General features: G+C 69.5%; 25 protein-coding genes. 13 read left to right on the plus strand and 12 right to left on the minus strand.

Translation table 11 applies throughout. The features are described 5' to 3' along the window. Positions 1 to 15 precede the first annotated feature (15 nt). A complete protein-coding gene (locus JJ691_RS50125) occupies positions 16 to 801 on the plus strand; it encodes a PIG-L family deacetylase (RefSeq protein WP_211766395.1) in 786 nt (261 codons plus the stop codon). On the opposite strand, the gene JJ691_RS50130 is transcribed toward JJ691_RS50125, so the two are convergent. Together JJ691_RS50130 and JJ691_RS50135 are read right to left on the minus strand one after the other, a co-directional pair. Continuing rightward, a complete protein-coding gene (locus JJ691_RS50130; protein WP_249227556.1) occupies positions 798 to 1,181 on the minus strand; it encodes a VOC family protein in 384 nt (127 codons plus the stop codon). The genes JJ691_RS50125 and JJ691_RS50130 overlap by 4 nt on opposite strands. Then, positions 1,178 to 1,594: a nitroreductase family deazaflavin-dependent oxidoreductase gene (locus JJ691_RS50135; RefSeq protein WP_211766397.1), complete on the minus strand. Its 417-nt coding sequence runs from the start codon at positions 1,592 to 1,594 to the stop codon at positions 1,178 to 1,180. The genes JJ691_RS50130 and JJ691_RS50135 overlap by 4 nt, the downstream gene beginning before the upstream one ends. 102 nt (positions 1,595 to 1,696) lie before the next feature. On the opposite strand from JJ691_RS50135, the gene JJ691_RS50140 reads away from it, so the two are divergent. Further along, a complete protein-coding gene (locus JJ691_RS50140) occupies positions 1,697 to 3,235 on the plus strand; it encodes an esterase-like activity of phytase family protein (RefSeq protein WP_211766398.1) in 1,539 nt (512 codons plus the stop codon). A 110-nt stretch (positions 3,236 to 3,345) separates the two neighbouring features. Then, complete coding sequence (locus tag JJ691_RS50145) at positions 3,346 to 4,914, plus strand: tannase/feruloyl esterase family alpha/beta hydrolase (RefSeq protein WP_211766399.1); 1,569 nt, start codon at positions 3,346 to 3,348, stop codon at positions 4,912 to 4,914. 49 nt (positions 4,915 to 4,963) lie between these two features. Here JJ691_RS50145 and JJ691_RS50150 read toward each other — a convergent pair whose 3' ends face one another. The 4 genes from JJ691_RS50150 to JJ691_RS50165 form a co-directional block, all read right to left on the minus strand. Further along, positions 4,964 to 5,458: a DUF5984 family protein gene (locus JJ691_RS50150; RefSeq protein ID WP_211766400.1), complete on the minus strand. Its 495-nt coding sequence runs from the start codon at positions 5,456 to 5,458 to the stop codon at positions 4,964 to 4,966. Positions 5,459 to 5,467: 9 nt separating this feature from the next. Continuing rightward, positions 5,468 to 5,659: a hypothetical protein gene (locus tag JJ691_RS50155; protein ID WP_211766401.1), complete on the minus strand. Its 192-nt coding sequence runs from the start codon at positions 5,657 to 5,659 to the stop codon at positions 5,468 to 5,470. Positions 5,660 to 5,886: 227 nt separating this feature from the next. Then, positions 5,887 to 8,691, minus strand: a complete 2,805-nt coding sequence (locus tag JJ691_RS50160) for an AfsR/SARP family transcriptional regulator (protein WP_211766402.1) — start codon at positions 8,689 to 8,691, stop codon at positions 5,887 to 5,889. A gap of 112 nt (positions 8,692 to 8,803) precedes the next feature. Continuing rightward, complete coding sequence (locus JJ691_RS50165) at positions 8,804 to 9,766, minus strand: threonine ammonia-lyase (protein ID WP_211766403.1); 963 nt, start codon at positions 9,764 to 9,766, stop codon at positions 8,804 to 8,806. A gap of 93 nt (positions 9,767 to 9,859) precedes the next feature. Between JJ691_RS50165 and JJ691_RS50170 the strand changes: the two genes are divergently transcribed. Together JJ691_RS50170 and JJ691_RS50175 are read left to right on the plus strand one after the other, a co-directional pair. Next, complete coding sequence (locus JJ691_RS50170) at positions 9,860 to 10,255, plus strand: SRPBCC domain-containing protein (RefSeq protein WP_211766404.1); 396 nt, start codon at positions 9,860 to 9,862, stop codon at positions 10,253 to 10,255. Then, on the plus strand, positions 10,245 to 10,562 hold the full coding sequence (locus tag JJ691_RS50175) for an ArsR/SmtB family transcription factor (RefSeq protein ID WP_211766405.1): 318 nt from the start codon (positions 10,245 to 10,247) through the stop codon (positions 10,560 to 10,562). The genes JJ691_RS50170 and JJ691_RS50175 overlap by 11 nt, the downstream gene beginning before the upstream one ends. On the opposite strand, the gene JJ691_RS50180 is transcribed toward JJ691_RS50175, so the two are convergent. After that, positions 10,531 to 10,926, minus strand: coding sequence for a winged helix-turn-helix transcriptional regulator (locus tag JJ691_RS50180; protein WP_249227557.1), 396 nt, complete (start codon positions 10,924 to 10,926; stop codon positions 10,531 to 10,533). The two genes, JJ691_RS50175 and JJ691_RS50180, sit on opposite strands and share 32 nt — an antisense overlap. 106 nt (positions 10,927 to 11,032) lie before the next feature. Here JJ691_RS50180 and JJ691_RS50185 point away from each other — a divergent pair, with 106 nt between their 5' ends. Then, the gene (locus tag JJ691_RS50185; protein ID WP_211766407.1) at positions 11,033 to 11,872 is read left to right on the plus strand and encodes an SDR family oxidoreductase; all 840 of its coding nucleotides are present in this window, start codon (positions 11,033 to 11,035) and stop codon (positions 11,870 to 11,872) included. A gap of 33 nt (positions 11,873 to 11,905) precedes the next feature. Here the strand turns inward: JJ691_RS50185 and JJ691_RS50190 are convergent, their stop codons facing one another. Together JJ691_RS50190 and JJ691_RS50195 are read right to left on the minus strand one after the other, a co-directional pair. Then, entirely contained in the window at positions 11,906 to 12,445 is a 540-nt protein-coding gene (locus JJ691_RS50190; RefSeq protein ID WP_211766408.1) for a TetR family transcriptional regulator, read from the minus strand. Positions 12,446 to 12,470: 25 nt separating this feature from the next. Beyond that, on the minus strand, positions 12,471 to 12,836 hold the full coding sequence (locus tag JJ691_RS50195; RefSeq protein ID WP_211766409.1) for a DUF2203 domain-containing protein: 366 nt from the start codon (positions 12,834 to 12,836) through the stop codon (positions 12,471 to 12,473). Positions 12,837 to 12,870: 34 nt separating this feature from the next. On the opposite strand from JJ691_RS50195, the gene JJ691_RS50200 reads away from it, so the two are divergent. The 6 genes from JJ691_RS50200 (at position 12,871) to JJ691_RS50225 (ending at position 19,217) form a co-directional block, all read left to right on the plus strand. Continuing rightward, a complete protein-coding gene (locus tag JJ691_RS50200) occupies positions 12,871 to 13,542 on the plus strand; it encodes a DUF4129 domain-containing protein (RefSeq protein ID WP_211766410.1) in 672 nt (223 codons plus the stop codon). Beyond that, positions 13,539 to 14,000 carry a hypothetical protein gene (locus tag JJ691_RS50205; protein ID WP_211766411.1) on the plus strand — a complete coding sequence of 154 codons (462 nt, stop codon included), beginning with the start codon at positions 13,539 to 13,541 and terminating at the stop codon, positions 13,998 to 14,000. Before JJ691_RS50200 ends, JJ691_RS50205 begins: the two co-directional genes overlap by 4 nt. Beyond that, positions 13,997 to 14,944, plus strand: coding sequence for an AAA family ATPase (locus tag JJ691_RS50210; RefSeq protein WP_211766412.1), 948 nt, complete (start codon positions 13,997 to 13,999; stop codon positions 14,942 to 14,944). The genes JJ691_RS50205 and JJ691_RS50210 overlap by 4 nt, the downstream gene beginning before the upstream one ends. Further along, the gene (locus tag JJ691_RS50215) at positions 14,941 to 16,260 is read left to right on the plus strand and encodes a DUF58 domain-containing protein (protein ID WP_249227558.1); all 1,320 of its coding nucleotides are present in this window, start codon (positions 14,941 to 14,943) and stop codon (positions 16,258 to 16,260) included. Before JJ691_RS50210 ends, JJ691_RS50215 begins: the two co-directional genes overlap by 4 nt. Next, positions 16,257 to 16,751, plus strand: coding sequence for a hypothetical protein (locus JJ691_RS50220; protein WP_211766413.1), 495 nt, complete (start codon positions 16,257 to 16,259; stop codon positions 16,749 to 16,751). The genes JJ691_RS50215 and JJ691_RS50220 overlap by 4 nt, the downstream gene beginning before the upstream one ends. A gap of 159 nt (positions 16,752 to 16,910) precedes the next feature. After that, positions 16,911 to 19,217 carry a polysaccharide lyase 8 family protein gene (locus JJ691_RS50225; protein ID WP_211766414.1) on the plus strand — a complete coding sequence of 769 codons (2,307 nt, stop codon included), beginning with the start codon at positions 16,911 to 16,913 and terminating at the stop codon, positions 19,215 to 19,217. Positions 19,218 to 19,287: 70 nt separating this feature from the next. On the opposite strand, the gene JJ691_RS50230 is transcribed toward JJ691_RS50225, so the two are convergent. Both JJ691_RS50230 and JJ691_RS50235 read right to left on the minus strand, forming a co-directional pair. Continuing rightward, positions 19,288 to 19,983, minus strand: a complete 696-nt coding sequence (locus tag JJ691_RS50230) for an SDR family NAD(P)-dependent oxidoreductase (protein ID WP_211766415.1) — start codon at positions 19,981 to 19,983, stop codon at positions 19,288 to 19,290. A gap of 137 nt (positions 19,984 to 20,120) precedes the next feature. Further along, positions 20,121 to 22,457, minus strand: a complete 2,337-nt coding sequence (locus tag JJ691_RS50235) for an ATP-binding protein (RefSeq protein ID WP_211766416.1) — start codon at positions 22,455 to 22,457, stop codon at positions 20,121 to 20,123. Between the two features lie 235 nt (positions 22,458 to 22,692). Here JJ691_RS50235 and JJ691_RS50240 point away from each other — a divergent pair, with 235 nt between their 5' ends. After that, positions 22,693 to 23,532: a LysR family transcriptional regulator gene (locus tag JJ691_RS50240; protein WP_211766417.1), complete on the plus strand. Its 840-nt coding sequence runs from the start codon at positions 22,693 to 22,695 to the stop codon at positions 23,530 to 23,532. On the opposite strand, the gene JJ691_RS50245 is transcribed toward JJ691_RS50240, so the two are convergent. Continuing rightward, on the minus strand, positions 23,529 to 24,098 hold the full coding sequence (locus tag JJ691_RS50245; RefSeq protein ID WP_211766418.1) for a DUF1062 domain-containing protein: 570 nt from the start codon (positions 24,096 to 24,098) through the stop codon (positions 23,529 to 23,531). The two genes, JJ691_RS50240 and JJ691_RS50245, sit on opposite strands and share 4 nt — an antisense overlap. Between the last annotated feature and the right edge of the window lie 234 nt (positions 24,099 to 24,332).

Raw genomic sequence — 24,332 nt, forward strand, 5'->3', positions numbered from 1 at the left:
GGGGATTCACAACTGATGGCGACGATCGTCACCTTCCACGCCCACCCGGACGACGAGTCGATCGCCACCGGCGGCGTGATGCGCAAGGCCGCCGACGAGGGGCACCGGGTGGTGCTCGTGGTCGCGACTGACGGCGAACAGGGCGAGATCCCCGAGGGCCTGCTGGCCGAGGGGGAGACCCTGGTCCAGCGGCGCTTCGCCGAGACCAGGGCCGCTGCCGACGTCCTGGGCGTCAAGCGGCTGGAGTTCCTGGGGTACAAGGACTCCGGCATGATGGGCTGGGACGCCAACACCGCGCCCGGCTCCTTCTGGACCGCCCCCGTCGAGGAGGCTGCCGCCAAGCTCGCCGCCATCCTCGTCGAGGAGCGGGCCGACGTGCTCACCGTCTACGACGACAACGGCGGCTACGGCCACCCCGACCACATCCAGGTGCACCGCGTCGGCATGCGCGCCGCCGAACTGGCCGGCACGCCCCGCGTCTACCAGAGCACCATGAACCGCGAGGCCGCCATCGCCAACTGGACCGCCATCGCCGCCGAGACCGGCGCCGAGATGCCCGACTTCAGCGAGCGCGAGTTCGGCAAGCCCGAGGCGATCATCACCGCCCGCGTCGACGTCAGCGCCTACGCGCCCGTCAAACGGACCGCCATGCGCGCCCACACCAGCCAGATCTCGGACGACTCCTTCTTCCTGAGCCTGCCGGACGAGCACTTCAACCGCACCTTCGGCACCGAGTGGTTCATCCGCGACGGCCAGGGCCCCGGCATCACCGAGACCGACCTGCTGGCCGGCCTGAACTAACTTCCGACCAGCTCCACCTCGAAGCCGTCCTCGTCGGCGAGGTAGGCGGCGTAGTGGTCGGGGCCGCCCGCGTACGGATGCTTGTCGGGGAACAGCAGGGTCCAGCCATGGTCCGGAGCCGCGTCGACCAAGGTGTCGACGCGGTCGCCGGCGTGGAAGGCGAGGTGGTTGAGGCCGGGGCGTTGGCGGTCGTGGGTGGCGGAGGTCAGGGCGGGGGACTGCTCGACGACGAGGTAGGTGTCGCCGAGCCGCCAGCTGCGGCCGGCGGGCCAGTCCTGGTACACGACATAGCCCAGTTCGCCGAGGAGCCAGCCCCAGCTGCGGGTGGCCCGAGGGAGGTCGGGCACCCACAGCTCGACGTGGTGCAGCAGGCCGATCACGCGCGGCGGAGGATGACGACGGGGATCTCCCGAGGGGCGGCCTGGGCGGCGAAGTCGAGGAAGAAGGGCTTCGCGCCGGAGATCGAGGACCACAGGCGGGACCGCTCGGCGCCGGCGGCGACGTGGGCCACGGCGTCGTACTTGGCGGTGCCGACCTCGACGGTGACGGCGGGGTGGGCGACGAGGTTGTGGTACCAGGACGGATGGGTGGCGCTGCCCCGGTTGGCGGCGATGACGACGAGGTCGTCGCCGTCGACGAAGTAGCCCAGGGGAGTGGTGAGGCTACGACCGGTGCGGCCGCCGGTGTGGGTGACGAGCACGAGGTCGATGCCGGCCAGCGGGCCGCCGACGCGGCCGCCGTTGGCCCGGAACTCACTGATCACCGACTGGTTGATGTCCTGCTGTGACGGCATGCCTGATGTCTACCCCGTGACCGGCGGAAGGGCCGGGTTTGTTCACCGGCGCGTCGCCTGTCGGTCGGGCGGCGTCCACTTGTCGTGACGACACTCCTGCCGGTGAATCGTTACCGGATCGCCGTTACCGCCGGCGCAGTCGCGCTGAGCCTGCTCGCCACGGGCGTCGCGGACGCCAGCACCGACCCCGGCTACCGCACACATCGCGGCCAGCCCCTGACCGTGACCGCGAGACAGACGGTCGTGTCGCACACCGCCCCGGCGCACGGAACCGTCACCCGTAACCAGGACGGCTCGCTGCGCTACACCCCGGCCGCCGACTTCACCGGCACGGATTCCTTCACCTACACCGAAACCGACGCGGTACGGCTGTACACCACGAACCTGAAGCCGTTAGCCGTCATCGGCGGCGTGCCGGTCACGGCCGGCGGCTACGGCTCGTCGCTGGCCCCGGTCCCGGGCAGCTGCGACGAGTACTACGGCCTGACCGACCGCGGCCCGAACGTGGACGGCCCGAACGGCGTGAAGGTCGAGCCGCTGCCGAACTTCGACCCGGCCATCGGCAAGTTCCGCCTGGTGAACGGGAAAGCGGTGCTGGAGCGCACGATTCCGTTGCGGGCCAAGGACGGCACGCCCTACTCGGGTCGGGTCAACAGCCAGGCTGGCACCGGCGAGACGATCGTCGACCTGAACGGCAACCCCCTGCTGGCCGACCCCGACGGCTACGACTCGGAGGGCCTGGTCGCGCTGCCCGACGGCACCTTCTGGGTGTCCGACGAGTACGGCCCGTTCATCACCCACTTCGACCGCAACGGCCGTGCGCTGCAACGGTTGTCGCCGTTCGACGGCTCGCTGCCGGCCGAGCTGGCCAACCGGGTGCCGAACAAGGGCATGGAGGGCCTGACCGTCACGCCGGACGGCCGGACCCTGGTCGGCATGATGCAGTCCGCGCTCCAGCAGCCGGATCTGACCAAGAAGCCCGGCAACGTGACCACGCTGCGCATCGTCACCTACGACCTGCGCACGCACGCCACGCACGAGTACCTGTACCTGCTCGACGACCCGAAGACCAACAGCGGCGCGGTCAGCGAGATCACCGCGCTGTCCAACACCACGTTCCTGGTCGACGAGCGGGACGGCAAGCCGGAGCCGGGCGCGTACAAGAAGCTGTTCAAGATCGACCTGGCCGGCGCGACCGACGTCGGCCCGCGGGCGGGCGGCTACGACGGGGCCAAGGGCGGCCTGCTGGTCGGCCCGAACAAGGCCACCATTGACGCCTACGTCGGCACCGACGACACCAAGACCGCCACCGCGGACCTGGCCAAGGTGGGTATCACGCCGGTGGGCAAGACGCTGGGCGTCGACCTCGGCGGCCTGCTGACCGGCCTCGACCCGACCGGCGGCTTCTTCGGCCACGACAAGATCGAGGGCGTCGCCACCACCGACCACGGCCGCACGATCGTCGTCAGCAATGACAGCGACTTCGGCATCGACAGCGTCACCAACACCGCGCCGCCGTTCCAGCTGCACGCCAAGACGACCCCGGCCGGCACCCAGGACGACGGCGAGTATCTGGCCATCGACACCCGCAAGCTGCCGGCGCAGACGAGGACCGTCACCGTGACCGTTCAGGTGCGCTGAGGCCGCCGCCGCTGCCCGATCGCCTCGGGCAGCGGCGGTTCCGGTCAGCTTGTGGCCGGAAGCGTGGCATGGCAACGGTTTTCTGGTTCGCGCCGCTTAGGGTCGCGGCCATGAGACGAAGAGCAGGCGTGATCGCCGCCCTCGTGCCGCTCGCGCTGCTGGTGCCGCTGCCGGCCGCCGCCAGCACCGGCACCTGCGCCAGCCTTCCCGTCGCGGCGCCGGCTGGCGCCACGGTCGAGTCGGTCACCGCCGTGCACAGGCCCGGCGGCACCGTCACCTTCCCCGACGGCCCGCTCGGCCCGGTTCCGCCGGTCAGCGACGTGCCGTCCTACTGCGAATTCACCGTGACGGTCAGCCATCCCGGCGCTGGCGACCACGTGCACACCACCGTCGACCTGCCCGACAACGGGTGGAACGGTCGGTTCGAAGCCCTCGGCGGCAGCGCCTACGCGGCCGGTGACTTCGCCGGTGATTCCCTTGTGCGGGCGGTGAAAGACGGCTACGCCACCGGTACCACCGACGCCGGTCTGCCGGGCAATCCCCTGGACGCCAGCTGGGGCCTCAAGACCGACGGCACGATCGACCAAGGCCTGCTGACCGACTTCGCCTACCGGTCCGAGCACGACCTGGCCGTGGTCGGAAAGGACGTAACCGCAAGGTTCTACGGCCACGCGGCGTCCTATTCGTACTGGAACGGCTGTTCCACCGGCGGTCGCCAGGGCTACGCCGAGGCGCAGCGCTACCCCGATGACTTCGACGGCATCCTGGCCAGCGCGCCGGCCGTCCACTGGGGACAGTTCGCCGTCGCGACGCTGTGGCCGGCGGTGGTGATGAACCAGGAACACGACATCCTGCCCTCGTGTGAGCTGGACGCGTTCACCAAGGCCGCCACCGACCAGTGCGCCGGCCCGGACGGCCTGATCGACCAGCCCGAGCTGTGCGGCTTCGACCCGCGAAAGCTGGTCGGCCAGCGCATCACCTGTGACGGCAAGGAGATCACCATCTCCGCCCGGGACGCCGACGTCGTGCGCAAGATATGGGACGGCCCGACCGACGAGCACGGCCACCGGCTGTGGGGCGGTCTGCCCAAGGGGGCCAGCTTCGCCGGCATCGCCGGCACCCAGGTCGCCCCCGACGGCTCGCTCACCGCGCCCGGCTTCATCGTCGCCGCCGACTGGGTGCAGACGTTCCTGTTGCACCAGAAGACGTTCGACGTCTCCACCATCACCTACGCCCGGTTCGCCGCCCTGTTCCGGCAGTCCGTGGCCCAGTACGACAACGTCATCGGCACCGCCGATCCCGACCTGTCCGGCTTCCGGGCCGCCGGCGGCAAGCTGATCACCACTGTCGGCACCGCCGACCAGCTCATCCCGACCAACGGCCTGTTCGACTACCGCCGCCAGGTCGACCGGATTTTCGGCGGCACGCAACGGGTTGACGCGTTCTACCGGCTGTTCGTCGTGCCCGGCGGCTTCCACTGCGTCGGCGGCGCCGGGGCTCTCCCCACCGATCCGCTGGGCGCCCTGGTGAACTGGGTCGAGCACGGCAAGGCCCCCGACACGCTGCCCGCCGCCAACGCGACCGGCGCCGTGACCCGGGACATCTGCCGCTACCCCAAGGTGTCCCGCTACCTCGGCCACGGCGACCCTGCCACCGCCAGCAGCTACCGCTGCGTGTGACCAACGCCGGCCGCGTCGTCCCCTCCGACGCGGCCGGCGTTTCGCCTTGTCAGGGCAGGGCTTTTGCCACCCAGCGGGCCCGCTGTTCATGCTCGGCAAGCAGTTTCGGATCGCCGCCGAGCCGTTCGGCCATGGCGGCGACGAACTCCCGGTCCAACTCCGCCAGCGCCGCGAGCCACTGTTTCATCGGCACGGTCGCGACGACGGTGATGTCGTCGATCCGGTCGTGGTAGTGGATCTTGATCCGGTTCTTGGTGCGGCGCAGCGAGAATTCCGGGTTGTGGCGATCGCCGGGGTAGCCGAGGTAGAACTGGTGCGTCCGGCCGGCGAACAGCGCCAGGGTGGTCTCGACCAGGTCCTCCCAGAATCGGCAGACGTAGTAGTCGATGAACGGCCCGCCGTCGCGACCGCAGAGCAGCCGGTGGCCGTCGAGCTCGATCCAGTACGTGCCGTCGGACAGCCCGAACCAGTGCGGCCAGTACTCGCTCGACCAGGGCGTGACCTGGTCGAGCGGGGTGAGCCGGAACCGGAACCGCAGGGGCACGCCGAGCCGTCAGCCGTGCGCCGCCACGCGGTATCGCATACCGTCGCGGTCGAACAGGCCCAGGGTCACCAGCTGGTTGAGCAGCTCCCGCAGCAGCGCCGGGGACGAGGAGGTCTGCCGGGCCAGGTCGCCGGCGCTGGTCCAGTCGGCGGCCCGCTCGGTCAGGCCGAGGGCCGTGATCACATCGGTCAGCTCGCGCACGGGCCGGAAACCTAGCAGGCCCGGTCCGCAGCCCGGTCGCCGACGGCCGAAGCGCCTCGTGTCACGACTTCCGGGCCCGCTCGCGGGCTCCACAAAGGACAGGCGTCGCCCGATCATCCTATGATCCCGCAACCAGCAGCCGGTGCCGCCCGCGTTTCCCCTCTGAACGCGGCCGCCACCGGCGTGCTGTCTCATCGCGTGCGCGGACCATGCTGCCCGGCCGGCCTTCAGTGAAGCTTCGCCAAACCTTCAATCGGCGTCCGGGCCGAGGCCACCGCCGTTCGCCGCTCGAATCCCCTCAGCTGACGCCGTATCCGCGTCGCGTCCGAGGTGCGGTGCTGTGCCTCGAACAGCGCCAGCGCCCGCCGCCAGATGGCGTCGGCCTCGGCGCCCTGCCCGAGCGAGCACAGCGAGCGGCCCAGGATGTCGAAGGTGTTGGCCAGTTCGTACACGTGACCGAGCTGGCTGAACAGCGTCGCGGCTTGCCGGTAGTGCGCCACCGCCTCGTTGTGCCGGCCGAGGTTGTGCGCGATGAAACCGAGGCTGTCCAAGGTGTCCGCCTCGACTTCCCGGTTTCCTTCGCGCCGGCACGCGGTCAGGGCGGCCTCGCAGTACTCGAGTGCCTGCTCGAACTGCCCGCTGCGGGCCTTGTACCAGCCGACGAGGTTGAGCGAGTTGGCGTCCACCGCGGCCTGGGGAAGCAGGCGAAGCGCGCGCTCCGCGTGCAGCAGCGCCTCCGCGTCGCGACCCTGACGTGCGCAGACCCAGGCGAACGACTGGTGGTTGACGGACAGGTCGGCCGGGTCGCCGGCGCGTTCGGCCACGTCGACGGCCTGCCGTAGCTGTTCCACCGCCGGTTCGTGTTCGTTGGCGCGCGCGAACGCCAAGCCGAGTCGCCGGTGTGCCTGGCTGAGCATGCTGAGGTCGCCGAGCGCCCGTGCGGCGGCCAGCGCGACACGCCAGGTTTCGAGGTTGTCGGCCACATGCCCGCGTCGCCACTGGAACGTGCCCAGCGACCAGGCCAACCGCCACGTCCTGGCGTGATCGCCGGCGCGGGCCAGCGTCGCGAGCATGGCGAGCGCGGCGGGGTGCTCGGTTTCCAACCAGGCCAGCGCTTCGGTGACGTCGCGATGCCGCTCGGGCGTGCAGGACGGTGGCGGCGCGGGCAGTTCGATCGCCGGCCGGTCCGGATCCAGCAGCCTTTCCCCCGCGTAGGCGGTGTGGATGTAGAAGTCGCTGAGTCGCTGCGACGCCTGTGTCCGCTGGACCTGGTCGAGGTGTCGACGCGCCTGCTCGGCGGCGTACAAGGTGATCAGGTCGTGCATCCGGTAACGGCCGGGCAGATGTTGCTGCACCAGATGGGCGGCCTCCAGTTCACGCAGTCCGCTCGCGGCCGCCGTGCCGGGCAGTCCGAACAGACTCGCCGCCGCCGACACGCTGATGTCCGGCCCGGGCACGAGTCCCAACTGGCAGAACATCAGCGCGACGCCGTCACTGAGCGCGTTGTACGACGCGGTGAACGCCGCACGCAGGTTGGCCGTGAGCTCGCCGACGTCCAGGGCGTCCAGCCGGGCCGAGGCCGGGGCCATCTCGTCCGCGACCGCGGCCAGGCCGAAGTCGGGGTGGCTGGCCGCGCGGGCGGCGACGATGCCCAGCGCCAGCGGGAGCCCGGCGCAGTGCCGGACCAGTTCGTCGACCGCGGCGGGTTCGGCGGCGACCTTGTCCTGCCCGAGCCGGCAGGTGAGCAGCGCTCGGGCGTCCCCTGGGTCGAACCCGCCGAGGGCGAGCGGCTGCGCCCCGTGCGCGGCGACGAGACCGCCGAGCCGATGACGGCTCGTCACCAACACCGTGCAGGAGGTGCCACCGGGCAGCAGCGGCGCCACCTGGGCGGTGTCCCGGGCGTTGTCGAGCACGATCAACATCCGCCGGTCGGCGACCAGCCCGCGGTACATGCCGAGTTGGGAGTCCACGTCGGCGGGTATCGCCCCGGCGACCACACCGAGCGCGTCGAGGAAGCGGCGCACCGCGGCCGCGGTCGACACCGGCTCGCCCGTCCCGTCGAAGCCGCCGAGGTTGACGAACAGTTGGCCGTCGGGGTAGCGGTGCAGGTTTCGGTACGCCCACTGCAGTGCGAGATAGGTCTTTCCGATGCCGCCCATGCCGCCGATCGTCGAGATCACCACGGTCGACCCGGCGACGATGGCCTGGTCCAGCTGGGCCAGTTCACCGGTACGCCCGATGAACCAGCGCGGCGGCGCGGGCAGTTGACGCGGAACCGCGTTCGTTGTCACGGGTGCGCCGGCCGGCTCGGCGGCGAGGACCACGAGGTGAGCCTCACGCAGTTGTCGTCCGGGATCGATGCCGAGTTCGTCGGCGAGCCGCTTACGGGTCAGCTCATAGCGTTCGAGAGCGTCGGCCTGGCGACCGCTCTGGTGCAGGGCGAGCATCAGCAGCCCGGCCAGCCGCTCGTCCAGCGGATGTCCCATCGCCAGCGTGGACAGTGCCGGCAACAGTTCGGCATGCCGACCGCAGCGCAACGCGACTTCGGCATGGTCGAGTTGGACCGCCAGCCGCTCCGTGGCCAACTCGCCGCGAAGCGCCACGAACCACGGCGTGTCCAGATCCGCGACGGCCTCGCCGTACCACAGGCCGAGCGCCTGGTCGTACAGCGCGAGGGACTCCTCGTCCGACTCGGCGCACCGCGCCCCGGCCACGAGGGTGCGGAACCGGTGCAGGTCCACCGCGCCGTCGTCCACGGTGAGGACGTAGCCGCCGGATCGCCGCTCGATCGTCACGCCCACGTCTTCGAATATCCGTCGCAGCCGCGAAAGATAGCCGTAGAGCACCTTGCGGCCGCCGCTCGGCAGCCGCTCCGCCCACACCCGGTCGGCCAGCTGGTCGAGCGAGGTCGGGTTGCCCGCTCCGACTGCGAGCGCCACCAGCACGCACCGCTGCCGCGCGGGTCCGAGGTCGAGCGTCCGGCCGTTGGCCGTTGCTTCGACGGCGCCGAGCAACCGCAGCTCGACTGCCATGTGTGGCCCCCAATCGCAACCTGTTGCGCCCATCGTCGCGCACCATGGCCTGGGGAATCCAGATTTGCCGAAGAATCCTCGAAGCAGGAGACCTGGCAGGTCCCGGACCTCGTCACTGATGGACCCACTGCCGGTAGGAGTCCAGGTCGACGTTGCTGCCGCAGATGACGGAGACGACGTGGCGGCCGGCGAACCGGTCGCGGTCCTCCAGGACGGCGGCGACGCCGAGGGCGGCCGAGGGCTCGACGACCAGGCCGGTCTGTTCCAGGAGCAGCCGCATGCCGGCCATGATCGACGACTCGCGGACCAGGACGGCGTCGTCGGCCACGGCCAGCAGGTCGTCCAGGACCTCGGGGATCGGACGTCGGCCGGCGACGCCGTCGGCGATGGTGTCCGTCGACTCGGTGGTGATGACCCGCCGCGAGTGCCAGGAGCGGGTCATCGCCGGCGCACCCGAGGGTTGCACGCAGATCACCTCGACCTGGGGCGCCAAGGTCTTGAGGACGTAACCCATGCCGGTGGCCATCGCCCCGCCGCCCAGCGCGATCAGCACCGTGTCGAACGGGACTTCCTTGTCCACCAACTCAAGGCCGATCGTGGCGGCCCCCTCGCAGGTCTCGATGTCCAGGCTGTCCTCAAGAAGTCGGATGCCGCGTTCCCGCGAGATGTCCACCGCCCGCTCGCGGGCCATGTCGAAGTCGCCGTCCACCAGCTCCAACTCCGCGCCCAGCGCACGGATCCGGTCGAGCTTGGCCGCGGGCGCTTGCCGCGAGGCCACGACCGTAACGTGCAGACCCCGCCGCTGGCCGGACCAAGCCAGGGCCTGGCCCAGATTGCCGGCGCTGGCGCAGACAACGGCCGTCCGTCCGGCCGAGGCCAGTAGGCTGGCGACGAGTTCGGTGCCCCTGGCCTTGAAGCTGCGGACCGGGTTCGCCGTCTCGACCTTGACGCTCACGGCGCAGCCGAGCCGGCGTCCCAGCGCGTCGCACCGGTACATCGGGGTGTTCAGGAACATCGGGTCGATCACCCGGCGTGCGGCGTGGATCCGGTCGAGATCGAGGCGCGTGGTGGGCACAGCGCGACCATAGTCGGCCAAGTGAAACCCGTGGGTTGCACTTCCGAGCGGTTAGGTGCAACCTGGGGGTAGCACATGAGGAGGAGAGAACACGTGGACGACATCGAGCGCGAGATCGCCATCAACGCCCCGGTGGCCAAGGTGTGGGCGCTGGTCAGCGAGGCCGGCTGGTGGATCGGCGACGGCGATCGCAGCAAGCAGACCCGCAGCCGCGAGGCCGAGGACATTGACGTCGTGACAGACCCCAAGTACGGCAGCTTTCGCATTCGCACGGAAAAGGCCGAACCGCACAGTTACGTCGCGTACCGTTGGTTGGACGACGGCGACGAGCGTGCGACGACGCTCGTGGAGTTCTGGCTGTCCGAGTCCGACGGCGTGACCACGCTGAAGGTCCTCGAGAGCGGCTTCGTCTCGGCCGAGCACCGGGAGGGGAACGTCAAGGGATGGCGCATGCAACTGGACTTCGCCAAGGCCGAATGTGAGCGTTGACGCCGTGCTCGTCGCGCTGGCCGACCCGACCCGCCGCCAGCTGCTGGACGTGCTGGCCGAGCTCGGGCAGGCCAGCGCGACCACACTCGGCGCGCGGCTGCCGGTCAGCCGGCAGGCCGTGACGAAGCACCTGCTGGTGCTGGAGCAGGCCGGCCTGGTCAGCGGCTGGCGCGACGGCCGCCAGGTGCTCTACCAGGTGGAGCCCGGCCCGCTTGAGGCCGCTTCCCGTTACCTGGCCGGCCTCGCCTCGGTCTGGGACCGCCGGCTCCTCGGCCTCAAGCGCCTGGCTGAGACCGAGTCCACGTAGCGGGCTGGTCCGTGTCGCGTGGCGGCAGTCGCCGGGTGATCCGGCCGAACAGGTCGGCCAGCGGCTCGCCGACGTCCCGGCCGAACTCGGTCAACCCGTAGGTGACCTGAGGTGGCGTCGTCGGCTCGACCCGCCGCCAGACCAGGTCGTCCTGGACCAGCGCGCGCAGCGTCTGGGCGAGCATCTTCTCGCTGATGCCGTGAATGCTCTCGCGCAGCTCGTAGAACCGGAGATCGTTGCTCTGCAACGAGATCAGCACCCAGATGCCCCACCGGCTGGTCACGTGGTCGACCACGTCGCGCGCGGGGCAGTCGGTGTGAAACACCTCATACCGCGCCCCGACCTCGGCTCGTGTGAACTGCACGCCTCCCGTCACGTACTGAGCTTACCTCCAGGTATGTCCTTACCAAGAGTTAGCCCGGTCTCCTAGCGTCCTGACCACGGAGAACGTTCGGACGAAGGAGCTGTTCATGATCGTGGTGACCGGGGCTACCGGGAATGTGGGCCGACCGCTGACGCAGGCGCTGGCCGAGGCGGGCGCGCAGGTGACGGCGGTGTCGCGGCACGCCACGGCGGTGCCGGAGGGCGTCCGCCACGTGGTGGCCGACCTGGCCGAGCCGGCGAGCCTCGAACCAGCGCTGGCCGGGGCGAAGGCGTTGTTCCTGCTGCTTTCCGGCGACCTGCACGCCGTCGGAGCCAACCCGGCCGACGTCATCGGCAAAGCCGCGGCCGCCGGGGTCCGCCGGGTCGTCCTGCTGTCCTCGCAGGGGGTGACGACCAGGCCCTTCGGCCCGACGCGGATCGCGATGCTCGCGCTGGAGGACGTGCTGCGGGAGTCCGGCCTGGACTGGGCCGTCCTGCGGCCGGGTGGCTTCGCCTCGAACGCCTTGTGGTGGGCCGAATCCGTTCGCACCCGGCAGGTCGTCGCCGCGCCCTTCGGCGACACCGGGGTGCCGATCGTCGACCCGGTGGACATCGCCGAGGTCGCGGCGGCCTGCCTGGTGGAGGACCGGCACACCGGCGGCGTGTACGAGCTGACCGGGCCGGAGGTGATCACGCCGCGCCAGCAGGCGGCGGCCATCGCCGCCGCATTGGGCTCGCCGGTGCGGTTTCACGAGCTCACCCGCGAGGAGGCCAAGGCCGGCATGATCCGGAGCATGCCGGCCGAACTCGCCGACGACACGCTGGACATCCTCGGTTCCCCGAACCCGGCCGAGTTGCGCGTCAGCCCGGACGTCCAGCGGGTCCTCGGCCGAGCGCCGCGTTCCTTCGCCGACTGGGCCGCCCGCAACATCGCCGCGTTCCGCTGAGACCGGTCGGCACCGTCCACTTCGGACTCGGGGTTACGGTTCCACCAACCGGCGCACGGATTCGGCGACGGTGTCGCGCATCCGCCCCCGCGGCTCGTTGACCGACCAGAGCATGGCGATGTGCTGAATCAGGGCGACCAGCGTCTCGGCGGGGAAGCGGTCGGAGACCGTGCCGGCGACCTGGGCGGCCCGCACGGCGTCGATCTTGGACCGGGTCGACTGCACTGCCAGCGGCGTGGCCAGGGCGGCCTCGCCGCGCTCCAGGCGGTACCAGGTGATCAGGCGGACGACCTCGGGGTTGGCCTGGTTGGCGTCGTAGAGCCGGGCGGCGTAGCCGGGCAGGTCCTCCGGGTCGATGGGCACGGTGCTGACGGTCTGCCGCACGATCTGCTCGTAGACGGCGTCGAACAGCTCGTCCTTGCCCTTGAAGTAGCTGTAGGCGAGACCGGCGCTGCACCCGGCCCGCTTGGCGACCTGGTCCATCCGCGCGCCGCTGATGCCGTGCGCGGCGAACTCGATCAGGGCGGCGTCGAGCAGCTGCTGGCGCTTGGCCTCGGGGTCGCGGGTCGCCATGGCGCCAGCCTAATTGAGCGAACGTTCAATTACCAAGCCGTCGGCGGCCGGCGAAGCCCAGGTCGTCGCGGTGGTACCAGGCCAGCTCCCGGTCGCCCTCCAGCCAGCACAGCAGCACCGGCACGCCGTCGAGGTCGGACGGGAAGTCGACCAGCAGCGGCGCCAGGCCCTTGAGCTCGGCCCCGGTCTGCTGCACCACGGTCATCAGCTCGTCCAGCCGGGCCTGCGCGGCCTTCCACTCGGGCAGCCCGCCGATCGAGGTCGGCCGGCCACCGGGCGCGAGCGAGGCGGCCACCTCGGCGGCGTCGGCCCGCAGCGCGACGATCTCGTCCAAAACCGGCAAAAGCCGAGCCAGCTCGTCCCGCGCCTGCCCGAAGGTGAACAATCCCATGCGACCAGCCTGGCAGATGGTGCATCCTTCCAGGATGTCGCGTGTCGCGCCCCGGATCCTGGCGTTGGCGGCGCTGCTGCTGCTCGCGGTGGTCGCCGCCCGCGGCGCGGCGTCGTTCGCGCTGGAGCCGTTGCGGATGACACCCTTCGCGCCCCCCACGACCACTGCGCCGCCCACCAACACGCCGCCGCCGCAGCTGGGCACCGGCGGCTCGCTGGCCTGGCTGAGCCTGCTCCTGGGGACCGTCGGCCTGCTGCTGGTCGTGTCCACGGTCATCGCCCTGCTCAGCCTGATCCGCCTGCGCCGTCGAACCCGGACGCTGGTGGCCCCGCACAACGGCGACCAGGAGACCGAGGGCGTGGCCTACGGGTCGCTGGGATCGTTGGTGCAGGCCGGAAAGCGAGCGCTCGTCGGGCTGCGGGCCCGCGAAGGCGGCCCGCCGTCGGACCGGGTGATCGCGGCCTGGCTGGCGCTGGAGGAGGCGGCCACCGAGACCGGCACCGGACGGCAGCCGCACGAGACGCCGACCGAGTTCACCGGCGCGGTCCTGGCCGGGCACGACGTGAACCCCGGGGCGCTCGACGACCTGCGCCGACTGTACGGGCGGGCCCGATTCGGCCGCGCCGGCGCGATGACCGACGCGGACGCCGAGGCGGCGGGCGACGCGCTCGACCGGATCATCGCCGACCTGGAGGCGGCCCGTTGACCTGGCTAGTCACCGGCGCCGCGGCCGTGGTCGCGCTGCTGTTCCAGTACATCGTGATCGGCGTGCCGCTGGTGCCGTGGGCGCTGCTGATCACGCTGGCCATCGCGGCCCTGGTGTTCCTGGGCGTGCGGCTGCTGCCGCCGGTGGACCCGAGCTGGCAGCCGCTGCCCGCCAGCTCGTCCGCCCCGATCGCCACGCACGCCAGCTCGCTCGGCGCCCGGCTGGCCGACGCGGAGACCGACCCGACCCGCTTCGCCAGCCGGGTCCGCCCGCGGCTGCAAGCGCTTGCGCTGGGCCGGATCCGCCGCCGTCCCGGCTGCGGCGACCTCGGACTGGACGACCCGGTGGCCCGTGAGCTGCTCGGCGCCGACCTGCACCGGCTGCTCACCGACCGCACCGCGACCATGCCCAACCCGGCGCGGTTCGCGGAACTGCTGACCCGACTGGAGGAACTGTGATCGGTGTGGCCGCCGCGAGCGAAGCGGTGCTCGACGCCGTCGGACAGGTTGTCGTCGGCGGGCGCCGCACGCTGCGGCTCGCCCTGGCGGCGGTGCTGGCGGGCGGTCACGTGCTGCTGGAGGACGTGCCCGGGCTCGGCAAGACGTTGCTGGCCCGCAGCATGGCCCAGGCGCTGGGCCTGGAGTTCCGCCGGCTCCAGTGCACGCCCGACATGCTGCCGGCCGACGTCACCGGCTCCTTCCTCTATGACCCGTCGACCCGGGAGTTCGCCTTCCGCCCGGGCCCGGTGTTCGCCGGCCTGCTGCTGGCCGACGAGATCAACCGCACGCCGCCGAAGACGCAGTCGGCGCTGCTGGAAGCCATGCAGGAGAAGCAGGTCACCGTCGAGGGCCGCACTTTCCCGTTGCCCAGGCCGTTCCACGTGCTGGCCACCGCCAACCCCGTGGAGTACGAGGGCACCTACCCGCTGCCGGAGGCGCAGCTGGACCGGTTCCTGCTCCGGCTGGACGTCGGCTACCCGCCGGCCGCGGAGGAGATCGAGGTGCTGCGCCGGCGGCTGGCCCGGCAGCGCGAGGAGACCGAGGTCGCGCCGGTGGTGGACGCCGCCGGGCTGGCCGAACTCCAGGCCGAGGTGGAGAAGGCCGCAGTCGACGAGGACATCCTGCGCTACTGCGTGGATCTCGTGACGGCCACCCGGGCCCACCCGGCGGTGGAGGTCGGCGCGTCCCCGCGCGGCTCGCTCGCGCTGACGCTGGTGGCCCGGGCACTGTCCGTTTTGGACGGTCGGGATCACGTGTTGCCGGAGGATGTCAAGGAGTGCGCGGTCGCGGCGCTCGCGCACCGGTTGGTGCTGCGGCCGGAGACGTGGACCTCGGGCGTCACGGGCGTGCAGGTGGTGACGGAGCTGCTGGGCAAGGTCCCGGGGCCGGCGAGCACGCGATGAGCATGCGAGCGGAGCGGATCCGCCAGGCGCTGCGGGGCGGCCGCAACGAGACCTGGCACAGCACGGAGACCATGCGCCGCGCCCTGCTGCTCGGGGTCGGGCTGGTCGTGGTCGGCGTGATCATGCACAAGGTCGAGCTGGTGCTGGTCGGCGCGCCGCTGCTGATCTCCGGCGTGCTGGCCGTGTTGGCCGCGCCCTCGGGTGTGCCCGCGGTGAAGGTGACGCGGCCGCCGCGTACGGCTGAGACCACGGACACGACGTCGGTGATCGTCGAGATCGAGCCGGGCGAGAACGCCGAGCTGCTGGCGATTCGCTTGCCCACCAAGGGAATCAGCGGTCCCGGCCTGGTGCACCTGCTGCCGGCGTCGGCGCGGCGGGTGTCCGCGCCGCTGCGCCGGTCCGCCTGGGGCGTCGGCGTCGACGTGCGGGTCGACCACCTGCTGGCCGGGCCGGACGCGATGGTCGTGCACGGCCCGATGGTCGGCAGCGACATGAGCCGAACCGTGTTGCCGCCGTTGGACAAACTGCCGGTCGGGCCGATGCCGCCGCGGCCGGCTGGCCTGGTCGGCGCGCACCGCTCCCGCCGCCCCGGCGACGGCGTCGAGCTGCGGGACATCCGCCGGTTCCAGCCGGGGGACCGGCTGCGCGGCATCGACTGGCGGGTTTCCCTGCGCAGCGACAACGGCGAGTTGTACGTACGCGAACGACACGCGACCGCCGACGCGGACATCGTGCTGGCGCTGGACACCCGATCCGATGTGGTGCCGGACATGTCCGAGTGGCCCACCTCCCTGCTCGGTGCGACGGTCCGTCCCGGTGGCAGCCTCGACACCGCCGTGCGGGCCGCCGTCTCGCTCGCGGCCAGCTACCTTCGGCTGGGGGACCGGGTCGGGCTGGTCGACCTCGGCCGGCCCCAGCTCGGGCTGGCTCCCGCCGTCGGCCGCCGGCAACTTCTGCGGCTGCGCAACCAGATCGTCGTGTGTGCGGCCAATGCTGGCTGGTCCCCGATGCCGGTGCTGACCGAGCGGCAGGTGCCGTCGGGAGCCGTGGTGATCGTGTTGTCGCCGTTTCTCGACGACACCATCGTGCAGGCGGCCGTGCACGCCGCTCGGCGGGGAAACCGGGTGCTGGCCGTGGATGTGCTGCCGTCCGGCCTGATCGCCGACCGGTCCGACCGCTGGGGCGAGGTCGTGCGGCGGGTTCTCCTGCTGGAGCACGCCGCCCGCCTCACCGCGCTGCGGGATCGGGGCGTGGCTGTGATGTCCTGGTCGGATGGCGGCTCGGTCGCTGACCTGTTGCGGCGGGTTCGCCGATGACCCTGGAGCTGCGCCCGGGCGTGTCGGGCTGGTGGTTGCGGGTCGTGATCGGCCTGCTCGGTGTGCTGGTACTCGTGCTGCTCACCGCACAGGGGCTGGGCTTCTCCATGCTGATCGTGTTCGGCGTGGTGGTCGCCGTGGCCGCTGCGCTGCCCAGTTCACCGGCCATGACCGTGCTGATCGGCGGCGCCGCCATTGCCACCGCGTTCATGGACGGGACCGACGTCAGCGTCGAGGCTGTGCTGCTGATCCCGGTGCTGCACCTGGGACATGTGCTCTCGGCCATCGCCGGCGTGCTGCCGATCGACTCCCGGCTGCACCTGTCCGCGTTCCGCCGGCCGCTGCGCCGCTACCTGCTCATCCAGATCGGCGTGCTGGCCCTGGTCGCCGTCGCCGTGCTGCTGCCGGCCGGTCAGGTCGACCCGATCATCGAGGTCGCCGGCCTGCTCGCCGCCGCCGGCGTCGCCCTGCTGGCCCTGCCCCGTAACTGACTCCTCCCGTACCTGAGTGGCTTGTTTGGCCCCAGGACGCAAATGAGCCACTCAAGTGCGGTTCGGTCACGCCGTTGACACGTGCCGCCGGTCACACTAATTTTCCCGTCGTATTCGAGAATGTGAAGCTGGTTCAGATATGTGAAACTGGAGGCGGGGATGTCGATCAACCGCAGGGATCTGCTCCGATACGGCGTCGCCGCGGGCGTCTCCACGGCGGCGGTCGGCACGCTGTCGGTCGGCACCGGAGTGGCCGCCGCGGCCACCACCGCGCCGGTCACCGACGCTGAGAAGATCATCGCCGCCTATCGGGAGCTCCAGGTCGGACGCAACCAGCCCTCGCCGGAGAGAACCGGTGCGGTGAAGGCGCTCGACGAGGTCGCCGTCCAGTACGACTCGACCATGGACGTCTCCGGCGACCAGCTGTGGACCGACCTCAAGGTCGGCCCGGGCAGCGACTACTTCCCGACGATGTACTACCGGCTGCGCACCATCGCGGTGGACTACGCGACGCCCGGCTCGGCGCTGTCGGCCAAGCCCGGTCAGGCCGCCCGCATCGCCACCGCGCTGGAGACGCTGTACCGCACCGAGTACAACGAGAACACCGGCGAGATCGGCAACTGGTACTCGTACGAGATCGGCGTGCCGTACTGGGTGATCCAGATCCTGGTGTGCATGCGGGACCAGCTCGCCGACGCCGACCTGCAGCGCTACCTGCGGCCGGTGCTGCGCTTCAACAACGACCCGAACTTCCGCACCGCGACCAAGGGGCTGGTCGAGACCGGCGCCAACCGCGCCGACAAGTCGCTGATCAGCATCGTGGCCGGCGCGCTGGCCGGCGACTCGCAGCGCATCGTGAACGCCATCGCGGCCGTCACCGACCAGGCCGGCGGCGGCGCGGCCAACCTGGTCGCGCGGGTGACCGTCAACGACGGCTATCACACCGACGGCTCGTTCATCCAGCACGGCGTCGTGCCCTATCCCGGCCACTACGGCCTGGTGCTGCTGACCGCCGCGGCCGGCATCATCCACGTCACCGACGGCACCGCGACCCAGCTGGCCACGGACGTGAAGCAGAAGTTCTACGAGACCGTCGCCGACGTGTACGCGCCCTTCGTGACTTCCGGCGCGATGATGGAGCCCGTTCGCGGCCGCATGCTGTCCCGGCAGGGCGAGACCGGCTACGACGCCGGCCACCAGCTCACCGCCGCCACCGTGCTGCTGGCCCGGCACGCCACCGGCGACACCCGCAGGCAACTCGTCTCCCTGGCCACCAAGTGGATCAAGGAAGGCCAGTGGGCCCCGTACTTCAAGGTGGAGAACCTGGTCCGGTTCTCCGGCGGCCTGCAGATGGTCGGCGTGCCCGAGGTGGAGTACGCCAAGGAACTGTCCACAAGGGACGCCGCGCACACCGTGTCCGTGCACCGGATCTTCCCCCAGCAGGACCGGATGGTGCACGTCACGCCGACCTGGTCGGCCTCGCTCGGCGTCGGCTCCACCCGGATCACCCGGTACGAGGCGATCAACGGCCAGAACCAGCACGGCTGGTACACGGGCGACGGTGTGCTGTACACGTTCCTGCCCGGCGACCAGGCCAACTGGAGCGACGCCTACTGGCCGACCGTCGATCCCCTGCTGCTGCCCGGCACCACCGAGAAGGACTCCACCCCGCCGCCGCTGCTGGCCACCACGCCGCTGACCACCACTCCGTGGGTCGGCGGCTCGCGCTGGGACGACCGCCACGGCGCGTTCGGGCTGGACTTCATCTCCCAGGACGGCACCTTGTCGGCCAAGAAGTCCTGGTTCTTCACCCCCGACGGCGTGGTCTGCCTCGGCGCCGGCATCACCGACGCCACCGGGGCGCACGTGCGGACCACCATCGAGAACCGCAGCCTCGGTGAGAACGGCACCAAGCGGCTCACCGCCCAGCGGCACTGGCTGCACCTCGAAGGCGTCGCCGGCTACGCCCTGCTCGACGGCGCTTCCGTTGTGACGTCACGGGAAGACCGCACCGGCACCTGGTTCGGCGTGGACACCGGGGCCAACACGCACGGCACCACCGTGCCGTACACGCGGCGGTTCCAGAAGATCCTCATCGACCACGGCCCGAACCCCAAGGGTGCTTCCTACGCCTACGCCGTGCTGCCCGGCGCGACGCCGTGGGAGACCGCCGGGGCGTGTGGCCGCTTCCAGGTGTTGGCCAACACCGCTGCGGTGCAAGCGGTTCAGCTCGACTCCGACATCATCGCCGCCAACTTCTGGGCCGCCGCCTCGGTCGGCCGGGTCTCCGTGTCCGCCCCGGCCTCCGTGCTCTGGTCGCGGGGATGGGGCGGTTGGACCTTCGCCCTGTCCGACCCCACCCAGCTCCAGACGTCCATCACTGTCAAGGTCGCCGGCGTCGGCAGCCACACCGTGGACGTCACCGGCTCCCTCGGCGCCACCCACACCTTCAAGATCGGCTGGTGATTTGTCAACCCCTTGATGCTTGGAAAGGACCATTCCTCTCGTTCAACGTGAGGAATGGTCCTTTCACGCATCACCAGGCGACGGGCCCGTTCTCGTCGAAGAAGCCGCCGGTGGGGCCGTCCTCGCCGATCATGGCCATGGTGACGGCGATCTCCGCGCCCTGGGCCGGGGTGCGGGTGCCGGTGAAGCCGTTCAGGTCGGTGGCGCAGTAGCCGGGGCAGATCGCGTTGATCTTGATGCCCTGCTTGCCCAGCTCCCGCGCGTACTGCACGGTCACGGCGTTCAGCGCCGTCTTCGAGGTCGGGTAGGGCAGCAGGAACGGCAGCGCGTAGTCCGGCGAGGTCGTGTAGGCCAGCGAGCCCACCGTGCTGGACACGTTGACGATGCGCGGATTGGTCGAGCGCTGCAGCAGCGGCACGAAGGCGTCGATCATCCGGATCACGCCGAACACGTTGGTGTTGTACACCTTCTGCATCGTCTCGACGTCGTTCGCGCCGCCCCCGGTGATGGCCGCGTTGTTGACCAGCGCGTCCAACCGCCCGTACTCCGCCTCCACCAGCTTCGCCGCCGCCGCCACACTCGCGTCGTCAGACACGTCCACGATCACCGGCCGCGCCCCCAGCTCCTGCGCCGCCGGCTCCACCAGCTCCGGGTTGCGCCCGGCCAGCAGCACCGTCACGCCGCGCCCCCGCAGCTGCGCCGCGATCTCCCGCCCGATGCCCTTGTTCGCCCCGGTCACCAGAGCGATGGTGTTGTTCTCGGTCATACCCCGAGTCAACCGCCGCCTGGTCGGCCAGGCCAGGACCGCTTCGATACCCGGCGATACCTGTAGGGTATTGGTGAGTCGAGCGTGTGTTGCCCCCGCAGAGCGGAGGTTGACCTCGTGGGACATCAGTCAGATGTTTACTCGGATTCTTCTCTATGAAGATTGTTTGGTTTGCTGCTGCTTGCCATCTCGTCAAGTTTGGCTTGGATCTTCGCGGCGGCGGGAGGGTTGAGTTCGCCGAAGATCACCAAGGACTCCCGCCAACAACTCGTTGCTTCTTCGGTTTCGTTGCAGTCCTTCAAGGCTTCGGCTAGGTCGTCGAGGAACTCGCCCTCCTGTGATCGGTTTCCCGACTCCCGGACCATGGACAATGCCTGCCTGTGATATGTCACAGCTTTCTCTGGATTGCCCAGCGTTCGGTAGATGCGGCCCAGTTGGTGAAGAGAGCCCTGTACGTATGATTGCCTAAGGAACTTGCGTGCCGTCTCCAGGGCCCGTGTGTGGTACTCGATCGCTTCGATCGGGTAGCCGAGGTTGTGCAAGGATTCGCCGATGAGGTCGTATGCCGAGCACTCCAGATCCTTCGCCCCTAGTTCCCGTGCGAAGGCGAGCGACTCCCGTGCTCGATCGAGGGCCTCGGGCCATCGTTCCAGCCGTAGGCAAACCATGGACAGATTTATGATGGAGATCGTCTGCCTGTTCTTGTTCTTTGATTCCCGGGCGATATTCAGTGCTGAGTTGAAGCAGTTGTACGCCTCGTCCAGTTGGCCCATGTACTGGTAGGGGAATCCTAGATTGTTGAGCGACACGCCTTCGCCGTGGCGATCACCTATTTCGCGGCGGATGCTCAGTGCTCGTTGATGGCAGTCAAGGGATTTTGGTATCTCTCGCAGTCGAACGTGCGCGATGCCCAGGCTGTTGAGTATTTCTGCTTCCCCGTACAGGTTTCCGATCTGTTGAGCCGCTTTTAGTCCGATTTGGTGTGTCTCCAGCCAGTCGTTAAAGTACTGTCTGTGGAAGTAGAATCTACTGGTCGCTGCTGCGATCTTCCAGGCTAGATCGGGAAAAGAATGAGTCGCTGCGTCGTTGGTTGCCGCGATGAGGTTGAAGCGTTCGCTGATGTACCAGTCCATTGCCTGTTGGTAATCCGCGAAGGTGGCCGGAATGACGGCACGGTCTGCACTTTCGAGTGGAATCCTCCTGTAGCCGGGGTCTATGACCGCTTCGGCGGCGTCCGATGAATGGAGGTACCAGTGCAGGACGCGCCGGCGTGCCGCTTGGACTCCGTCCCTGCTCTCATCCTGGCTCGCTCGACCGATGGCGTACGAACGCAGGAGGTCGTGGAATCGGTAGCGTCCGTTCGTCGGCTGGTCGATCAAGCTGGCCCTGAACAGTGTTTCGAGCATTTTCTGCGTGGCATCCGTGGTCAGGCCGACGAGCGCGGCGGCAGCTGCGACGCTGAACTCGGGCCCTGGGTGTACGCCGAGTAGGCGGAAGAGTCGAGCGGCGTCGGGGTTGAGGGCTTGATACGACCAAGAGAACGCGGACAGGATTGCATTGGACTCGCTGTCCAGTCCCATGCTGAACGCTTCGAGCTGCTTCTGTCGATCAGACAGTTCGTCGACCAGTGTTGTTAGAGGCATGCGGGAGCTGACTATCCGTTCTCCCACGATGCTCAGCGCCAAGGGCAGACCTGCGCACAGCCGGGCGAGTTCCGGTAGGGCGTACGGCTCGGTGTCGGCGCGTTCGGTGCCGATGATTTGCCGCAGCAGCGTCACCGCCTCCTGTGTCGGTAGCATGTCCAGCATCAGTCGGCTCGCGCCCGCATGCGCGGTAAGTCCTGGCAGCCAGTTTCGGCTTGTGATCAGCACGAGGCACGTGTTTGTGCCGGGTATTAGTGGCCGCACCTGGTCGATTGTGGACGCGTTGTCCAGTACGATCAACATTCTGCGTCCGTGTACGACCGACCTGAACAAGCTGGCCATGGCATCCGTGTTGTGGGGAATTCGATCCGACGGAACGTTGAGCGACTGGAGAAAACCTTCCAGTGCCGCGCTCGGTGTGATGGGTGGCTCGGACGGGTCGAAACCTCGTAGGTTGATGTACAGATCTCCGTCGGGAAAGCGTTGACGGACTCGGTGTGCCCAGTGTACCGCCAGCGTCGTCTTTCCCACTCCTGCCGTTCCTGAGATCGCCGATATTATGATTGCATGGGTGAAATTCCCTTCATTTCTGTGATCGTCTTCGTAGCTGTCCAAAACGGAAGTGAGGTGGCTTATTTCCGATTCTCGGCCGATGAAGATTGACGTATTGCTCGGTAGTTGTCGAGGAGTGGGTAAGGCTTCGGTTGAGGATTTGTTTATATAGACGCGCTTTATGTGATTGGCTTGTATTACGGAGTCGGTCTGGTTGAACTCTGCGATGTTTGCGTCGATGTGCGTTTCGCTGTTTTCTGCTGGCGGCACTGTAGTCACTCGCTATCCCGTCGCGCGGACGTTAGGGACGGTAGAGAGTGCTGCCTGCGTATTCAATCGCCTGAAAGTGTGAAAGATTCAGGTTGCCTGTGGTGTATGGGAGGGCTTGAGTCCCTAAAAATAGGGAGGAGTTCGGTGTGTTTTGCATCTGTTCGGCTTTGAGTCCTACGTGCGGGCGTCGTTGATGATCGAGGTCTCGGAGGGGTGTCGAGGCATTCAGCGATACCCTGGCGGTATGGATCGGTTGGAGACCCGGGAGCTGGCCTACTTCGTGGCGGTGGCCGAGGAGCTGCACTTCGGGCGGGCGGCGGAGCGGCTGGGGATGGCGCAGCCGCCGCTGTCGAGGGCGATTCGGCAGCTGGAGCAGCGGCTGGGCACGGAGCTGCTGATCCGCAACAGCCGGGGAGTGCGGCTGACGGCGGCGGGCGAGGTGCTGCTGCACGAGGGGCGCAAGGCGCTGGAGGCGGTGTCGGCGGCGGCGAGGAGGACGCAGCGGGCCGGCAAGGCGGAGCCGCGGCTGGTGGTGGCGATGAAGCCGGGCGGGGACGCGGGCCTGCTGAACGGGATTCTCGAGGCGTACGAAAGGGAGCCGGACGCGATACCGGTGGACCTGGAGTTCAGCGGACCGGGGGAGGCGTCGGGGCTGCTCCGGGACGGGCGGGCGGATCTGGCCTTCCTGCACACGCCGTACGAAGACCTGAGCGGCTTCGACACGGAGGAGCTGTTGACGCTCAGGACGGTGGCGGTGCTGCCCAGCGGCCACCGGCTTTCCCGCCGGCGCAGCCTGCAACTGGCGGAGCTGGCCGACGAGCCGATGCCGAACTGGTCGCTGGACAACGGAAACCGCGTCCTCCACACGGCGGAGCTGATGCAGCTGATCTCGTTGGGCCGGATGACCGCGCTGCTGCCGGAGTCGGTGCGGGTCAACCTGCGGGCGGACCTGGTGGCCATCCCGGTCCTGGACGCGGAGCCGAGCACCATCATGCTGTCCTGGTCGGAGCGCTCCCGATCTCGTGCGGTGGCGGCGTTCGTCCGCGCGGCGACCGAGGTTCGTGAGCCGGCCCAGGTGGTCTAGCCGACGAACAGGCTGAAGTCCTCGCGGACCCGGGCATCCACGTCCACGGGCAGCCGGAGACGCCCGGAGTCGACCAGGCCGCGCACGGCCGACCGGCTCAGGCCGAACCCGGCCATGAGGAGCTTCACCACGCGGATCGGAGCCGGGAGCTCGAACCGGACGAAGACCTCCAGCGGTTCCATGTCGTAGAACGGCATGTCGGTGTCCAGCGCCCAGGTGCCGGTCCAGTCCAGTTGGTACCCGGACCGGCCGGCCAGCGCGGTGTCCATCACCAGCTGCCGCACCATGGCCGGATCGTTGCGCTCGAACATCAGCAGCCGCCGATGGTCGAGCGCCTGCACGTGGACGCGTTCGTACAGCGGGATCTTCGAGGTGCGGCCGCACTGCTCGCAGCCGATCAGCAGCCAGACGTCGAGCAGCTTGCCGCTGGCGTTGACCCGGAACTTGCCGGTGGGTCGGTGCCGCGTGGACCGGCACGACGGACAGGGTCGGACGATGACGGGCAGGCCGAGCTCCCGGACCACCCACAACGACTTCCGGTCGGCGGGCGCGCGAAATTCACTCATGGTTTGGGCTGTCTCCCGGAATGCGGAGGAGCAGCCTGGACTGCCCCCGGATCCAATGGCGTACGGCCAGCAAGGGCCGGCACGACGTGGCAGATCACGTCGCGTGAGGAAAACCCGCACCGGTCACGGGGTGCGGGGTGTGAGCGCCATTGGCTACGGGAACATGCCTGCCATGGTGGTCAGCCGGAAGACCGGAGGGCAACCGGTTTTTCCGGCGGCAGACACGCGAGTGGC

This window comes from Kutzneria sp. CA-103260, from assembly GCF_018263855.1.
Classification (GTDB): domain Bacteria; phylum Actinomycetota; class Actinomycetes; order Mycobacteriales; family Pseudonocardiaceae; genus Kutzneria.

Excerpts from the sequence above, each read along its gene's own strand:
- JJ691_RS50125 (WP_211766395.1), top strand. The coding sequence starts at position 16 with ATGGCGACGATCGTCACCTTCCACGCCCACCCGGACGACGAGTCGATC.
- JJ691_RS50135 (WP_211766397.1), bottom strand. The coding sequence starts at position 1,594 with ATGCCGTCACAGCAGGACATCAACCAGTCGGTGATCAGTGAGTTCCGG.
- JJ691_RS50145 (WP_211766399.1), top strand. The coding sequence starts at position 3,346 with ATGAGACGAAGAGCAGGCGTGATCGCCGCCCTCGTGCCGCTCGCGCTG.
- JJ691_RS50160 (WP_211766402.1), bottom strand. The coding sequence starts at position 8,691 with ATGGCAGTCGAGCTGCGGTTGCTCGGCGCCGTCGAAGCAACGGCCAAC.
- JJ691_RS50185 (WP_211766407.1), top strand. The coding sequence starts at position 11,033 with ATGATCGTGGTGACCGGGGCTACCGGGAATGTGGGCCGACCGCTGACG.
- JJ691_RS50190 (WP_211766408.1), bottom strand. The coding sequence starts at position 12,445 with ATGGCGACCCGCGACCCCGAGGCCAAGCGCCAGCAGCTGCTCGACGCC.
- JJ691_RS50195 (WP_211766409.1), bottom strand. The coding sequence starts at position 12,836 with ATGGGATTGTTCACCTTCGGGCAGGCGCGGGACGAGCTGGCTCGGCTT.
- JJ691_RS50200 (WP_211766410.1), top strand. The coding sequence starts at position 12,871 with ATGTCGCGTGTCGCGCCCCGGATCCTGGCGTTGGCGGCGCTGCTGCTG.
- JJ691_RS50215 (WP_249227558.1), top strand. The coding sequence starts at position 14,941 with ATGAGCATGCGAGCGGAGCGGATCCGCCAGGCGCTGCGGGGCGGCCGC.
- JJ691_RS50220 (WP_211766413.1), top strand. The coding sequence starts at position 16,257 with ATGACCCTGGAGCTGCGCCCGGGCGTGTCGGGCTGGTGGTTGCGGGTC.
- JJ691_RS50225 (WP_211766414.1), top strand. The coding sequence starts at position 16,911 with ATGTCGATCAACCGCAGGGATCTGCTCCGATACGGCGTCGCCGCGGGC.
- JJ691_RS50230 (WP_211766415.1), bottom strand. The coding sequence starts at position 19,983 with ATGACCGAGAACAACACCATCGCTCTGGTGACCGGGGCGAACAAGGGC.
- JJ691_RS50240 (WP_211766417.1), top strand. The coding sequence starts at position 22,693 with ATGGATCGGTTGGAGACCCGGGAGCTGGCCTACTTCGTGGCGGTGGCC.
- JJ691_RS50245 (WP_211766418.1), bottom strand. The coding sequence starts at position 24,098 with ATGAGTGAATTTCGCGCGCCCGCCGACCGGAAGTCGTTGTGGGTGGTC.